The organism is Streptomyces sp. CC0208, from assembly GCF_003443735.1.
GTDB lineage: Bacteria > Actinomycetota > Actinomycetes > Streptomycetales > Streptomycetaceae > Streptomyces > Streptomyces sviceus.
This window is the reverse complement of sequence record NZ_CP031969.1, coordinates 1,980,831-1,993,779: the sequence shown is the minus strand read 5'-3', so window position 1 is coordinate 1,993,779 and position 12,949 is coordinate 1,980,831. Positions and strand designations below refer to the sequence as shown.

Sequence of the window (12,949 nt, the reverse complement as noted above, 5' to 3'; positions counted from 1 at the left end):
CCCGGCCGAAAAGGGACCTCACTCGGCGGCCTGCCGGACGACGTACCCGAAGCCCCGCACGGTGTGGATCAGCGGTTCGCCCGTGTCGTCCAGCTTGCGGCGCAGCCGGCTGACGACCAGCTCGACGACGTTGGAGCGGCCGCCGAAGCCGTACTCCCACACATGGTCGAGGATCTGCGCCTTGGTGAGCACGGTCGGCGACTTGCGCATCAGATACCTGAGCACCTCGTACTCGGTCGGGGTGAGCGTGAGCAGCTTGTCGCCGCGGCGCACCTCACGGGTGTCCTCGTCCATCGTGAGGTCCGCGACCCGGAGCACCGAGCGCTGGAAGCCGGGCCCGGCGCTGCGCCGCAGCACGGTCCGCAGCCGGGCCATCAGCTCCTCCACCGCGAACGGCTTGACGAGGTAGTCGTCCCCGCCCCGGGTCAGCCCCGCCACCCGGTCGGCGACCGCGTCCCGGGCCGTGAGGAACACCACGGGCACCATCGTGCCCGAGCGGCGCAGCCGGTCCAGGACACCGAAGCCGTCGAGGTCGGGCAGCATCAGATCGAGCACCACGATGTCCGGACGGAACTCGGCGGCGCGGCTGAGCGCCTCCTCGCCGGAGTTGGCGGTGACCGCCTCCCAGCCCTCGTAGCGGGCGACCGTCGCCACGAGATCGGCGATCGGCGGGTCGTCGTCCACGACGAGGAGTCGTACTTTTTCCACCCGCTCATAGTGCTTCACAGCGGCCGGAAAGCCAGAGCGGGGTGGGGCCCGCGCGCATATCGATAAGCTCTTGAAAGTTGTACGACAGCTGATCGACAGCTCCCGCCGGAGAAGCTCGGTTGTCCACCCGGTTATCCGAAGGCCCCGACCAAGGAGCTACGACCCGTGACGACCGTCCAATCGCCCCCCACGCCCCCCACGGCGATCAAACGCCCCAGGGTGGTGGCCCGCACCGGGCTCTACGCCGTGCTGGCCGCCAACGCGGCCGTCGTCGCCTGGTTCTTCGTCCAGGCGGGCTTCGCCTCCAACGCGCTCATCGTGCTCGGCCGCCTCACCGGCCTGTACGCCGCGCTCATCATGGCCTTCCAGCTGGTCCTGGTGGCCCGGCTGCCCTGGCTCGACCGCCGCATCGGCATGGACCGGCTGACCTCCTGGCACCGCTGGACCGGCTTCGGCATCCTGTGGACGCTCCTCGCGCACGTCGTCTTCATCTCCTTCGGCTACGCCCAGGGGACGGACGTCGGCCCCATCGGCGAGATCGTCGACCTCGCCGAGACCACCGAGGGCGTTCTCCGCGCGGTCGTCGCGTTCTTCCTGATCCTCGTGGTCGGCGCGGTCTCCGCCCGCTACGCCCGGCGCCGCCTCGCGTACGAGACCTGGCACTTCATCCACCTGTACACGTACGTCGCCGTGGTGCTCGCCTTCACCCACCAGGTCGCCGTCGGCACCACCTTCGCCTCCTCGTCCGCGGCCACCGCGTACTGGTACGGCATCTGGAGCGTGGCCCTCGGCTCGGTCGTCCTGGGCCGCGCGGTGCTCCCGCTGTGGCGGAACTGGCGCCACCAGTTCCGCGTCACGGCCGTCGTCCCCGAGAGCGACAACGTCGTCTCGATCTACATCAGCGGCAAGGACCTCGACCAACTCCCCGCCCGGGCGGGCCAGTTCTTCCTGTGGCGGTTCCTGACCGCAGACCGCTGGTGGCAGGCCAACCCCTTCTCCCTGTCCGCCGCCCCCGACGGCCGGACCCTGCGCCTGACCGCCAAGGCGGCCGGTGAGGGCAGCGCCGCCCTGAGGCACCTCAAGGTCGGCACCCGGGTCTTCGCCGAGGGCCCCTACGGCGCCTTCACCGCCCTGCACCGCACCCGGCCCGAGTCCGTGCTCATCGCCGGCGGCGTCGGCGTCACCCCCATCCGGGCCCTGCTGGAGGAGGTGCACGGCCACGCCGTCGTCATCTACCGGGTCGGCTCCGACCGGGACGCCGTCCTCTACGACGAGCTGCGCGACCTGGCGATCGCCAAGGGCGCCGATCTCCACCTGGTCACCGGACCGCCGGTGCCCGACAAGCTGGCGGCGAGCGAGCTGGCGCGTCTCGTGCCCGACATAGCCGAGAGGGACGTCTTCCTGTGCGGACCGCCCCCGATGATGAACGCGGTCCTGGGCAGCCTGCGCGAGCTGGACGTGCCGGGGCCGCAGATCCACTTCGAACGCTTCAGCCTGGCGGGATGAGGAACAGACCGTGAAACGAGCCATACCTGTCGTCGTCCTGAGCATCGCGGGCCTGGTCCCCGTGTGGCTGTACCAGCCCTCGGCCGGCTCCTCCACCGTCCAGGCCACCACGCCGGCGCCCTCGTCCACCTCCTCCTCGGGATCCTCCGGCTCGAACGTCGTCACGAGCTCGACGATCAACACCGAGAAGGGACCCGTACAGCTCCAGGTGACCTTCTCCGGTACGAAGATCACCGCGGTGAAGATGCTCCAGCAGCCGGACCACCCGCAGACGACGGCCGCTGTGCCGGTGCTGGTGGCGGAGACGCTGAAGGCGCAGAGCGCGGACATCGACACCGTGTCGGGTGCGACGATCACCAGTGAGGCCTACAAGAAGTCCCTCCAGGCCACGATCGACGACCACGCGAAGACGGCGGCGGCCTCGCCCCCGGCGTCCGCTTCCGAGGCGTCTTCCCAGACCGTCGACGGCTCGGCCCTGAGCACGGAGAAGGGCGCCGTACAGGTCCAGGTGACCTTCTCCGGTACGAAGATCACCGCGGTGAAGATGCTCCAGCAGCCGGACCACCCGCAGACGACGGCCGCTGTGCCGGTGCTGGTGGCGGAGACGCTGAAGGCGCAGAGCGCGGACATCGACACCGTGTCGGGTGCGACGATCACCAGTGAGGCCTACAAGAAATCCCTCCAGGCCGCGATCGACGCGAGGGGCTGAGGAACGGCCATGCTGCACCGCGTCGAACACGTCATGGGCTTCCCCGTCTCGCTCCGGGTCGACGACGACACCGTCCCCGAGTCCGCGGCGGACACGGTCTTCGCCTGGCTGCGCGAGGTGGACGCCCGGTTCAGCCCGTTCAAGGCGGACAGCGAGGTGTCGCGGTACGACCGCGGTGAGCTGTCGGCGGTGAGCGCGGACCTCGCCGAGATCCTCGACCTGTGCGAGTACTACCGGAAGGCCACCGGCGGCGCCTTCGACGTACGGCTGCCCGGTCGCCGCCTCGACCCCTGCGCGGTGGTCAAGGGCTGGTCGGTGCAGCGGGCGGCCGAGCTGCTCAAGGCGGCCGGCGCGACGCGGTTCGTCCTGAACGCCGGTGGTGACGTGGTCGTCTCCGGCGGCCCCTGGCGGGTGGGCGTTCGGCACCCCGAGCACGCCGACCAGCTGTGCACGGTCCTCTCGCTCGACGGCGGGGCGGTCGCGACGTCCGCGCGCTACGAGCGGGGCGACCACATCCTCGACGGCCGCACCGGCCGCCCGGCGACGGGCCTGCTCAGCCTCACGGTCGTGGCCCCGACCCTCACGGAGGCGGACTCGGTCGCCACGGCGGCCTTCGCCATGGGCGCCGAGGGCGTCGACTGGGCCGCCTCCCTGCCGGGCTGCGAGGTCTTCGCGGTGGACGCGGAGCGCCGGGTACTGCGGACGCCGGACTTCCCGGCCGTCCCCTGACCGGACACGTCACGAGGGCGGGCCGCCGGTGTGTTCACCGGCGGCCCGCCCTCCGTGTGTTCCCGTGTGCGTCAGCCGACGTCGGAGGCGTCCAAGCGGTACAGGCCGCTGTAGGCGCTCACCGCCGTGCCGTGCTTCTTGACCCAGGTGGAGATCTCGGAGTTCGAGGAGCCCTGGCCGCTGCTGCTGACCACGATGTAGTGCAGCTTGCCGGACTTCACGAGGCTCTTGAGCTTGGCGAGGGTCATGGCGTTGTCGGAGCCGGACCAGCCGCCCATGGAGATCACCGGCTGGCCGGACTCCAGGATGATCGAGGAGGCGGTCTGGTCGGTGGCCACCGCGACCAGCCAGGTGGCCCCGTCCTGGTTCTTCTTCAGGTACGAGATCATCGCGGAGGAGACCTGGCTCTCGCCGCCCATGCCGCCGCCGGCCTTGCTGCCGGACTCCGTCGTAGAGGAGCCGGTGGAGGCACCGCTGCCGGACGAGGCGCTGCCCGACGGGGGCTGGCCCGTGGACTTGCTGCCGGACGTGCTGGAGCTCGTGCCGCCCGGGCCGCCGGTGCCGCTCGGACGCTGGCCGCCGCCCATGCCGCCGCCCCCGCCCATGCCACCCGTACTCGGACCGGCCGTCGGGTTGGTGCCGTTGGTGCTGGAGGTGGCCGCCGACATCGAGTACGCGGCGGGACCGGCGAGCAGGGCGACGACCGCCGCGAGGGCCGCGATGCCCGTCAGCCGTTGCCGCTTGGTGAACCGGCCGAGCAGCAGCCCGATCACGGCGACCGCACCGGCGACCCCGGTCACGACCTCGGCGACCGTGTACGGCGTCCCGGAGCCGGAGACCCGCTGGAGCAGGACGACCGCCCACACGGTGCTGACCGCGATCGCGGCGGGGAGCACCCAGGCCCACTTGGCCGCCGTACCCTCCTGGAAGGCCTTGTGGAGCACCACGCCGCCGATACCCGCCAGCGCGGCGACGCCGGGCGCCATGGCCGTGACGTAGTACGGGTGGAAGGTGCCCTCGGCGAGGGCGAAGGTCAGGTAGTGCAGGACGAACCAGCCGCCCCACAGCATCAGTGTCGCCCGCTTGGCGTCCGTACGAGGGGCCCGGCCGCGCAGCACCAGACCGCCGATCAGGGCGACGATCGCGAAGGGGATCAGCCAGGAGATCTGGCCGCCCATGATGCTGTTGAACAGCCGGTACAGGCCCGCGTCGCCGCCGAAGCTCGCGCCGTTGCCCTGCGAGCCCACCGAGGAACTCGCGCCGAAGATCCGGCCGAAACCGTTGTAGCCGATGACCAGGTCCCACACGGTGTTGTCGGTGGAGCCGCCGATGTAGGGCCGGGAGGAAGCGGGGATGAGGTCGACGATCACCATCCACCAGGCGCTGGAGATCACCAGCGCGACGGTGGCGACGGCGAGGTTGCGGATGCGCCTGCCGAGGCCCACCTGAGCGGCCCAGAGGTAGACGAGGAAGAAGACCGGCAGCACGACGTACGCCTGCATCATCTTCGTGTTGAAGGCGAAGCCGATGGCGACCGCGGACCACACCAGCGGCATGAGCCGTCCGGTGCGCACGGCCTTCATCAGCGCGGCCGCGCCGAGCAGCATCAGGAAGACCAGGACCGGGTCGGGGTTGGTGTCCCGGGTGATGGCGACGGTGATGGGCGTGAGGGTGAGCGCGAGCCCCGCCATCGTGGCCGCGACGGCACCGAAGTCCCGCTTGACCATGCGGTACAGCAGCGCCACCGAGCCGGTTCCGACCGCGACCATCGGCAGCATCAGCTGCCAGGTGCCGTACCCGAGGAGACGGGCGGAGAGCCCCATCACCCAGAGGGCGAACGGCGGCTTGTCGACCGTGATGAAGCTGCCGGAGTCCAGGGCGCCGAAGAAGAACGCCTTCCAGCTCCTGGTGCCGGACCAGACGGCCGCGTCGTAGAAGGTGTTGCCGGTGACGGACGACAGGTTCCAGGCGTACAGCGCCGTGGCCAGCACCAGGATCGCCCAGAGCGCGGGGCGGGCCCACCGGGGGTCCTCCGGGGCACCGGTGAACATCCTGCGCAGCCGGCGGCTCGCGGCGGGCACCGCGGCCCGGTGCCTGCCCTCAGGAACGGACGGCGCGGGCGGTGGGGCAAGGGTCGTCATGGCACGTTCTCCAGGTCTCCGGGCGGTGGTGGTGACGACACTCGGCCCCGGTCCTGGGCGAACCCTGTGGCTTCGCTGAACGAAGGGTGAGAATCAGGGGACTCACAGGACACCCACAGCTGCGACGGGCCCGTCCGCGGTGACGTAACACAACCGGTCTAGACTCTGCCGGACGGCCTGCTGACCGGCCGAATGCGGACAACCTCTGCCAGACCCGAAGGGTATTCGGCGCTTTGATACGGATAGATTCAGTCACCAAGCGGTACCCGGACGGCACGGTGGCGGTCGACCGGCTGTCGTTGGAGATTCCCGACCGCTCGATCACGGTCCTCGTCGGTCCCTCGGGCTGCGGCAAGACCACGACCCTGCGCATGATCAACCGGATGGTCGAACCCAGCGAGGGGACCATCCTGATCGACGGCAAGGACAGCCGGCAGCAGCCGGTCAACACGCTGCGCCGGTCCATGGGGTACGTCATCCAGAACGCCGGTCTCTTCCAGCACCGCACGATCGTCGACAACATCGCGACCGTGCCCCGGATGCTGGGCTGGGGCAAGGAGAAGGCGCGGGCCCGGGCCCGGGAGCTGATGGAACGGGTCGGCCTCGACGGCTCGCTGGCCAAGCGGTACCCCTACCAGCTGTCCGGCGGCCAGCAGCAGCGCGTCGGTGTGGCGCGGGCTCTCGCGGCCGATCCGCCGGTGCTGCTGATGGACGAGCCGTTCTCCGCCGTCGACCCCATCGTCCGCAAGGGACTCCAGGACGAACTCCTCCGCATCCAGGACGAGTTGGGCAAGACCATCGTCTTCGTCACCCATGACATCGACGAGGCCGTCAAGATCGGCACGATGGTCGCCGTGATGCGCACCGGCGGCAAGCTCGCCCAGTACGCGCCGCCCGCCGAACTCCTGTCGAACCCGGCCGACGCGTTCGTCGAGGACTTCCTCGGCACCGACCGGGGCATCCGGCGGCTCTCCTTCTTCCCCTCCGCCGGACTCCGGCTGCTCACCGCACCGGTCGTCGCCGTCGACGCCACCGCGGAGCAGATCGCCGCCCGCGGCACGGCCGAGGCCCCCTACCTCCTCGTCACCGACGTGGACGGCAGACCCCTCGGCTGGATCGAGCCCGGGGACCTGACCGCGGGCGGTGTCGACGCGGCGCGACTGGTGTCGTACGGGCGGCCCTTCGTGGTCGGCACCGACTCGCTGCGGGCCGCGCTGGACTGTGCCGTGCTCTCGCCCACCGGGTGGGCCGTCGGTGTCGACGCCGAGGGGCGGGTGGCCGGGGTGGTCTCCCAGCAGGCCATCGGCGAGGCGATCCGCAAGGCGCACGCGGAGGGCCGTACGGACGCCCAGGTCGCCCGATGAACGGCTTCTTCGACATCCCGAGCGACCTCCAGCACAGCTGGCTCGGGCTGATCGGGCTGCACCTGAGGGAAGCCCTGCTGCCGGTCCTCGCCGGGCTGCTGATCGCCCTGCCGCTGTCCCAGCTGTGCGTGCGGTTCCGGTGGCTGTACCCGCCCGTGCTGTGGGTGACGACCGTGCTGTACGCGATCCCGTCGCTGGCCTTCTTCGTGGTCCTCATCGACTACACCGGCCAGACCGAGCTCACGGTGATGATCCCGCTCACCGTCTACACGCTCGTCATCCTGGTCCCGGCGATCGTCGACGGTGTCCGTTCGGTGCCGCAGGAGACCCTCGCGGCCGCGACGGCGATGGGCTTCGGACCCGTGCGCCGCTACGTCCAGGTCCAGTTGCCGATCGCCGTGCCCGCCATCATCGCGGGGCTGCGGGTGGCGACCGTGTCGAGCATCTCGCTCGTCAGCGTCGGCGCGCTCATCGGCAACCAGGGAGCGCTCGGCAACCTCATCAACGACGCGAACATCTACAACCGGCCCGAACTCGCCGTGAACGCCGTGCTGACCATGGCGGCCCTCGCGATCCTCGCCGACGGGCTGCTGGTCGGTGTGCGACTGCTCATGACGCCGTGGATGCCGAGCGGCGCGCGTGCGCGGCGCGCGCAGCGGCCCGAACCGGAGGTCGCCGCCCGGTGAACATCCTCAACTTCATCAACGCCTTCTTCAGCGACAGCGCGCACTGGCAGGGCTACGACGGCATTCCCACACGGCTGGGGGAGCACGTCCAGTACACCCTGGAGGCGCTCGCCATCGCCGCGGCGATCGGGCTGCCGGTGGGGCTCGTCACCGGGCACGTCGGGCGGGGCGGCAACGCGCTGGCCTTCATCGCCGTCGCCGGGCGGGCCGTGCCCACCTTCGGTCTGCTGGTGCTGATGACCCTCTCGCTCGGGTTCGGGCTGATCAACGTGATGATCCCGCTGGTCGTGCTCGCCGTGCCGCCGATCCTGGTCACCAGCTACGAGGCGATGCGGTCGGTGGACCCCGCCCCGGTGGACGCGGCCCGCGGGATGGGCATGCACGAGGTGGAGGTGCTGTTCCGGGTCGAACTGCCGGTGGCCCTTCCGCTGATCCTCGGCGGCCTGCGCTCGGCGGCCATCCAGATCGTGTCGACGGCCACGATCGCCGCGTACGTCTCTCTGGGCGGGCTCGGCCGGTACATCGTGGACGGGCTGTACCAGCGCAACTACGAGAAGGTCGTGGGCGGGGCCACGCTGGTCGCGCTGATGGCGCTGGTGACGCTGGCGGTGTTCTGGGGGATCACCCGGCTCACGGTCTCGCGCGGGGTGCTCAGGAGCAACTAGGCGGAGGGCCGGGGGAGTTCGCCCCCGGCCCACGTCATGCCTGCGTGCGGGCCAGCGCCTGTTCCAGGACGACGAGCAGCGCGTCCCGCACCGAACCCCGCTCCCTCGCGTCGAAGACGATCACCGGGACGCGGTCGCTGACGTCGAGGGCCCAGCGGACCTCGTCCAGGGTGTGCTCGACCCTGCCGTCGAAGGCGTTCACGGCGACGGCGAACGGGATCTGCTTGTGCTCGAAGTAGTCGACCGCGGCGTAGCAGTCGTCGAGGCGGCGGGTGTCGACGATGACCAGACCGCCGAGCGCGCCCTCGACGATGTCGTCCCACATGAAGCCGAAGCGCTCCTGGCCCGGCGTGCCGAACAGGTACAGCTTCAGGGTCGGGTCGACGGTGATGCAGCCGAAGTCCATCGCGACCGTCGTCGTGGTCTTGCGCGGGGTGTGGCTGAGGTCGTCCACACCCGCGGCGACCTCGGTGATGGCGGCCTCGGTGGTCAGCGGCTCGATCTCGGAGATCGAGCCGACCGCGGTGGTCTTGCCCACCCCGAAGCCCCCCGCGATCACCATTTTGACCGGCAGCGGCGGTCGTACGGCGGCGGAGGGCGCGGCCGAGGGCCGGGTGGCCGGTTCAGTCGGTGTCACGGAGTACCCCTCGGGAGTCGGGGATGGCGCGCAGGCCGTCGATCAGCCTGCGCAGGACGGACGCGTCGTGGGTGACGCCGGTGTCGGGCACGTGCACCGTCAGCTGTCCCGCGGTGCGCAGGTCCTCGGCGAGGATCCGCACCACGTTCAGGTGCAGCCGCAGCCGGGCCGCGATCTCCGCGATGGACTGCGGGATGCGGCACGCGGCGACGATGTCGTGCTGTTCGAAGGCGAGCCGGTCGAGCACGGCCAGTCCCTCGGCGGTGGCCACCACCTGGGTCTCGACGGGCATCGTCCGGCCGGACGGATCGGGTGCCACCCGGCCGGCGGTGACGAGGAACGGCCGTACGGCGGGCACGGGACCGCCCGGCTCCGGGTCCGGAGGCGTGCTGCCGTCCGCCATGACTGCGCTTCCTCCTCGGTCGGCCTCGGTCAGCGCTTCGCCGCGGTGCCGACGCTGTTCTTCAGTTCGAGTACGAGCTGGGGGCTGAGCGCACTGCCGGCCCGGTTCGCGAACAGCGTCATCTCGTACGCGATGTTGCCGAGCTTGGCCTCCTTGTCGGTGACGACGCCGAGCACGGCGCCGCTGCCGATCGCGGAGACCAGGACATGGCCCCCCTCCAGGTCGATGATGACCTTGTTGAGGCTGCCGAGGCCGTAGTTGCCGGAGGCTCCGGCGGCCAGGCTGGTGATGCCGGAGACGATCGCGGCGAGGCGCTCGGAGTCCGCGTGCTCACGCAGCTCCGACACGGCGATGAGCAGCCCGTCGGAGGACACGGCGATGGCGTCGACGACACCCGCGGTCTCCGTCGCGAAACGGTTCAGCAGCCAGGTGAAGTCGGCTGCGGCGGCCTGCAGGTCGGCGGGCGTGGTGCCTTCCGTAGGCGTGTCACCTGTGGACGTGCTCACTGCTCCGCTCCTTCCGGGGAGTGGTTCTGATCGTGCGGGGGGTTGGATGCGGTCTGATGGGGTTCCACGTCGGCCTTGTCGTCGACGGACACCGGTCTGGTGTGGCTGCCGGTCTCGCTGTCCCGGTGGGCGCGCTCCACGGCCGCCTCGAACTCGTCGAGCGCGTCGCGTACGGCCTCCGCGTCGGCGGGCTTGGGCGGAGCCGTCTTCTGCACGGTGTCGGCACCGACCGTGGTGCGCAGCGTGGCACCGCGGACCCGGCGACGCAGGGGACGGGGGCCGTCGCCTCCGTCGCCGTCGCCGAGTACGTCGCCGGTGCGGGCCTTCGGGACGAACGGGACTGTGGGGGAGGCGGGTTCGGGGTCCGGGGCACGGTGCGGGACCCGGCGGGGGAGGGGAGCGTGATCGCCGTCGGCGGCGGCCCCCGTGACGCCGGGCTCCGATGCCTCGGTACCCCGGGCCGCCGGGCCCGCGGTCGCCTCCTGGCCGGACTCGGGCCGTACGGCCGTAGGACCTGTCGCTCGGACCGGCTCAGGGGCCGGTGTCGTGTCCGCGCCGGTGTCCGAGGCCCAGGCCGGTGCCGGGCGCGTTCCCGGGGCGGTGGCCGCCGCCGGGACCGTACGGGAGTCCGCCGCCGTCGTCTTCGTCGGACCGGCGGAGGCCACCGCCACCGGGCTCGTCGTCAGCAGCAGGGACGAGGGGATCGTCACCTCGGCCGTCACACCGCCGCCGGGGGTGCGGGAGAGGGCGACGCCCACCTCCCAGCGGCGGGCCAGGGTGCCCACCACGAACAGGCCGAGCACCTTCGTCGGGACGAGGTCGAGGCGTTCGCGGCGGATGAGGCGGGCGTTCTCCTCCTCCAGGCGCTCGGCGCTCATGCCGAGACCGTGGTCGGAGATCACGACGAGCGCGCCCTCGTGGCTGTCCTTGACGATCACCTCGACGGGGCTGCCGGCGGGCGAGAACGCCACGGCGTTCTCGACGAGCTCGGCCACCATCAGGGTGAGGTCGCCGATGATGTCCGGCTCGACCATGACCTCCGTGCCGGCCTGGAGGGAGACCCGCTGGAACCCCTCGATCTGGCCGAGCGCGGCGCGGACCACGTTGGTGAGCGCGAGCGGCCCCGAGTCGAGGACGGTCTCGCGGATGCCGGCCAGCAGCATCAGGCTGTCGGCGTTGCGGCGCAGGCGGACCGCGATGTGGTCGATGCTGTAGAGGCGTTCGAGGAGCGCGGGGTCGGTCTCGCCGCGCTCGACCGCGTCGATCAGGGCCAGCTGCCGGGTGGTCAGGTTGCTGACCCGGCGGCCCACGTTGCCGAACATCTCGGCGACGTTGCGGCGGCTGAGCACCTGGCGTTCCAGGAGCGCGACCGCGGTGGTCTGCACCTGGTTGAACACGGCGGCGAGATCGCCGATCTCGTCCTTCGCGGTGACCGGCATCTCCTGGAGCAACGGTGTCCCGGTGTCCTCGGTGTCGTCGTCGGCCACGCGGGCCAGCTCGCGGCCCGCCACCTCGGCGACCTGCTTGGCGGCACCGGTGAGCGCCTGCACCGGGCGCACCACCGAGCGCCGTACGGCGACCGAGAAGGCGAGCCAGAGCACGAAGCCGAGCAGGGCCGATCCGAGCAACCAGGCCGCGTTCGAGCGCGCGTCGCGGGAGGCGGTGTCGGCGCGGTCGGCGATCTGGTCGATGAGCGAGGTGGTGGTCTTCAGCCGGGTCCGGGCCTGGGCGCGGTAGTCCGGGTAGGAGTCGAGCGCCGTCTGGAAGGCCTGCTTGATCTCGGCCGGGCTCTCCGCCTGCAGCGAGCCGGGGTCGATCTGGAGTTCTGCGTACTGCCGTGCGATCGCCGCCTGGGCCGTGTTGTGCTCGATGTCGCCGAGTTCCTCGGCCTGGTCCGCCGTGGCGAACCGGCCGAAGCGTTCCACCTGGTGGGTGTACTCGTCGTAGGAGCCGATGGCGCCGATCAGCTCGATGAGGGCGTTGGAGTCGCCGGTCGTCGCGGAGAAGACGCCGGTCTCGAAGGAACCGTGCGCGGCGTCGGCGCGCAGCAGCGAGTCGAGCAGGTTGCCGGTGAAGGTGGCGGCGAGGGCCGGGTCGCGGTCGAGCCCGAGGCCGTCGATCAGGCCCTTGGCGGCGTCGCTGTAGGCCGGGTCGATGTTGTCGGCGGGCAGGTAGGCCCGTTCGATGGTGCCCCGCAGGTCCTCGAGGCCGTCGACCTCGCGCAGTGCCTGGGCCTCGTCCTGCGGCAGCCGGTCGCCGAAGGCCGCTCGGACCTTCTCGACCTGGTTGTCCACGCGGATCTGGGCCTCGCGGTAGGCGGTCCGCGAGGGGGTGGCGCCGTTCCAGCTGGACTGGTGGCGCACGGAGAGCAGGACGGCCTGCTGGTGCTCGGCCTCCAACTGCCCGACGAGCTTGGCCACCTGGGCGCTGTCCCGCACGAGTTGGGCCGCGTCCGACGCGTCCTGGGACTGGCCGACCTGGTCGGCGAAGAGATAGGCCAGCAGCGCGGCGACCACCGCGAGGGGCACACCCACCAGGATGTTCAGCTTGCGCCGGAACGGCCAGCGCTCGGCGAAGTCCCGCAGGCTCCGGTTGCCGCGTGCACCGTCCCGGTCCGGCGACGGTGCCGATCGGGTGGACGCGTCCACCTCGTTCGTGGACACCAGCCCTCCTTCGTGGGTGTCTCGGTCGGCGCGCGCGAGCGGACCTGACCGAATATGATCGCTACGGGACGGTGCGTAGGGACACCTGAGTGGCTCCTGCACGCCTGTGTGACCGGCGCCAACTGCGGCGAGACTACAGCCTCTTCGGACAGCGCTTGTTGCCGCCCTGAGTCAAGAATCCGTTACAACCCGAGTCGCACCCCGCGTGCCGGTTTCGCTTTTCCTTCACAAC

The 12,949-nt window shown here is 71.1% G+C and carries 12 protein-coding genes; 6 read left to right on the top strand and 6 right to left on the bottom strand.

All coding sequences use genetic code 11. The annotated features are described in order from the left end of the window. Nucleotides 1-18: 18 nt before the first annotated feature. A complete protein-coding gene (locus tag D1369_RS09085; protein ID WP_205574463.1) occupies nucleotides 19-708 on the bottom strand; it encodes a response regulator transcription factor in 690 nt (229 codons plus the stop codon). Nucleotides 709-873: 165 nt separating this feature from the next. Here D1369_RS09085 and D1369_RS09080 point away from each other — a divergent pair, with 165 nt between their 5' ends. The 3 genes from D1369_RS09080 to D1369_RS09070 are packed head-to-tail and all read left to right on the top strand — an operon-like array spanning nucleotide 874 to nucleotide 3,652. After that, nucleotides 874-2,214, top strand: a complete 1,341-nt coding sequence (locus tag D1369_RS09080) for a ferredoxin reductase family protein (RefSeq protein WP_007385455.1) — start codon at nucleotides 874-876, stop codon at nucleotides 2,212-2,214. A 10-nt stretch (nucleotides 2,215-2,224) separates the two neighbouring features. Beyond that, nucleotides 2,225-2,923, top strand: a complete 699-nt coding sequence (locus tag D1369_RS09075; protein ID WP_007385456.1) for an FMN-binding protein — start codon at nucleotides 2,225-2,227, stop codon at nucleotides 2,921-2,923. Nucleotides 2,924-2,932: 9 nt separating this feature from the next. Continuing rightward, complete coding sequence (locus D1369_RS09070; protein ID WP_118082388.1) at nucleotides 2,933-3,652, top strand: FAD:protein FMN transferase; 720 nt, start codon at nucleotides 2,933-2,935, stop codon at nucleotides 3,650-3,652. Between the two features lie 71 nt (nucleotides 3,653-3,723). Here the strand turns inward: D1369_RS09070 and D1369_RS09065 are convergent, their stop codons facing one another. Beyond that, nucleotides 3,724-5,793: a glycosyltransferase family 39 protein gene (locus tag D1369_RS09065; RefSeq protein WP_007385458.1), complete on the bottom strand. Its 2,070-nt coding sequence runs from the start codon at nucleotides 5,791-5,793 to the stop codon at nucleotides 3,724-3,726. A 233-nt stretch (nucleotides 5,794-6,026) separates the two neighbouring features. Between D1369_RS09065 and D1369_RS09060 the strand changes: the two genes are divergently transcribed. Genes D1369_RS09060 through D1369_RS09050 form a run of 3 tightly spaced genes read left to right on the top strand, consistent with a single transcriptional unit; the run spans nucleotide 6,027 to nucleotide 8,508 of the window. Next, nucleotides 6,027-7,157, top strand: coding sequence for an ABC transporter ATP-binding protein (locus tag D1369_RS09060; protein WP_007385459.1), 1,131 nt, complete (start codon nucleotides 6,027-6,029; stop codon nucleotides 7,155-7,157). Then, the gene (locus tag D1369_RS09055; RefSeq protein ID WP_007385460.1) at nucleotides 7,154-7,843 is read left to right on the top strand and encodes an ABC transporter permease subunit; all 690 of its coding nucleotides are present in this window, start codon (nucleotides 7,154-7,156) and stop codon (nucleotides 7,841-7,843) included. Before D1369_RS09060 ends, D1369_RS09055 begins: the two co-directional genes overlap by 4 nt. Continuing rightward, a complete protein-coding gene (locus D1369_RS09050) occupies nucleotides 7,840-8,508 on the top strand; it encodes an ABC transporter permease (RefSeq protein WP_007385461.1) in 669 nt (222 codons plus the stop codon). The genes D1369_RS09055 and D1369_RS09050 overlap by 4 nt, the downstream gene beginning before the upstream one ends. Nucleotides 8,509-8,542: 34 nt before the next feature. On the opposite strand, the gene D1369_RS09045 is transcribed toward D1369_RS09050, so the two are convergent. Genes D1369_RS09045 through D1369_RS09030 form a run of 4 tightly spaced genes read right to left on the bottom strand, consistent with a single transcriptional unit; the run spans nucleotide 8,543 to nucleotide 12,717 of the window. Then, nucleotides 8,543-9,145 (bottom strand): ATP/GTP-binding protein, encoded by a 603-nt coding sequence (locus D1369_RS09045; protein ID WP_007385462.1) that lies wholly within the window; start codon nucleotides 9,143-9,145, stop codon nucleotides 8,543-8,545. Beyond that, nucleotides 9,132-9,548 carry a DUF742 domain-containing protein gene (locus D1369_RS09040; RefSeq protein ID WP_007385463.1) on the bottom strand — a complete coding sequence of 139 codons (417 nt, stop codon included), beginning with the start codon at nucleotides 9,546-9,548 and terminating at the stop codon, nucleotides 9,132-9,134. Before D1369_RS09040 ends, D1369_RS09045 begins: the two co-directional genes overlap by 14 nt. A gap of 29 nt (nucleotides 9,549-9,577) precedes the next feature. Then, complete coding sequence (locus tag D1369_RS09035) at nucleotides 9,578-10,054, bottom strand: roadblock/LC7 domain-containing protein (RefSeq protein WP_007385464.1); 477 nt, start codon at nucleotides 10,052-10,054, stop codon at nucleotides 9,578-9,580. Then, nucleotides 10,051-12,717, bottom strand: coding sequence for a sensor histidine kinase (locus D1369_RS09030; RefSeq protein ID WP_118082387.1), 2,667 nt, complete (start codon nucleotides 12,715-12,717; stop codon nucleotides 10,051-10,053). Before D1369_RS09030 ends, D1369_RS09035 begins: the two co-directional genes overlap by 4 nt. Between the last annotated feature and the right edge of the window lie 232 nt (nucleotides 12,718-12,949).

Bases quoted from the DNA above. Each gene is read 5' to 3' on its own strand.
- D1369_RS09040 (WP_007385463.1), bottom strand. From the start codon at position 9,548: ATGGCGGACGGCAGCACGCCTCCGGACCCGGAGCCGGGCGGTCCCGTG.
- D1369_RS09055 (WP_007385460.1), top strand. From the start codon at position 7,154: ATGAACGGCTTCTTCGACATCCCGAGCGACCTCCAGCACAGCTGGCTC.
- D1369_RS09070 (WP_118082388.1), top strand. From the start codon at position 2,933: ATGCTGCACCGCGTCGAACACGTCATGGGCTTCCCCGTCTCGCTCCGG.
- D1369_RS09065 (WP_007385458.1), bottom strand. From the start codon at position 5,793: ATGACGACCCTTGCCCCACCGCCCGCGCCGTCCGTTCCTGAGGGCAGG.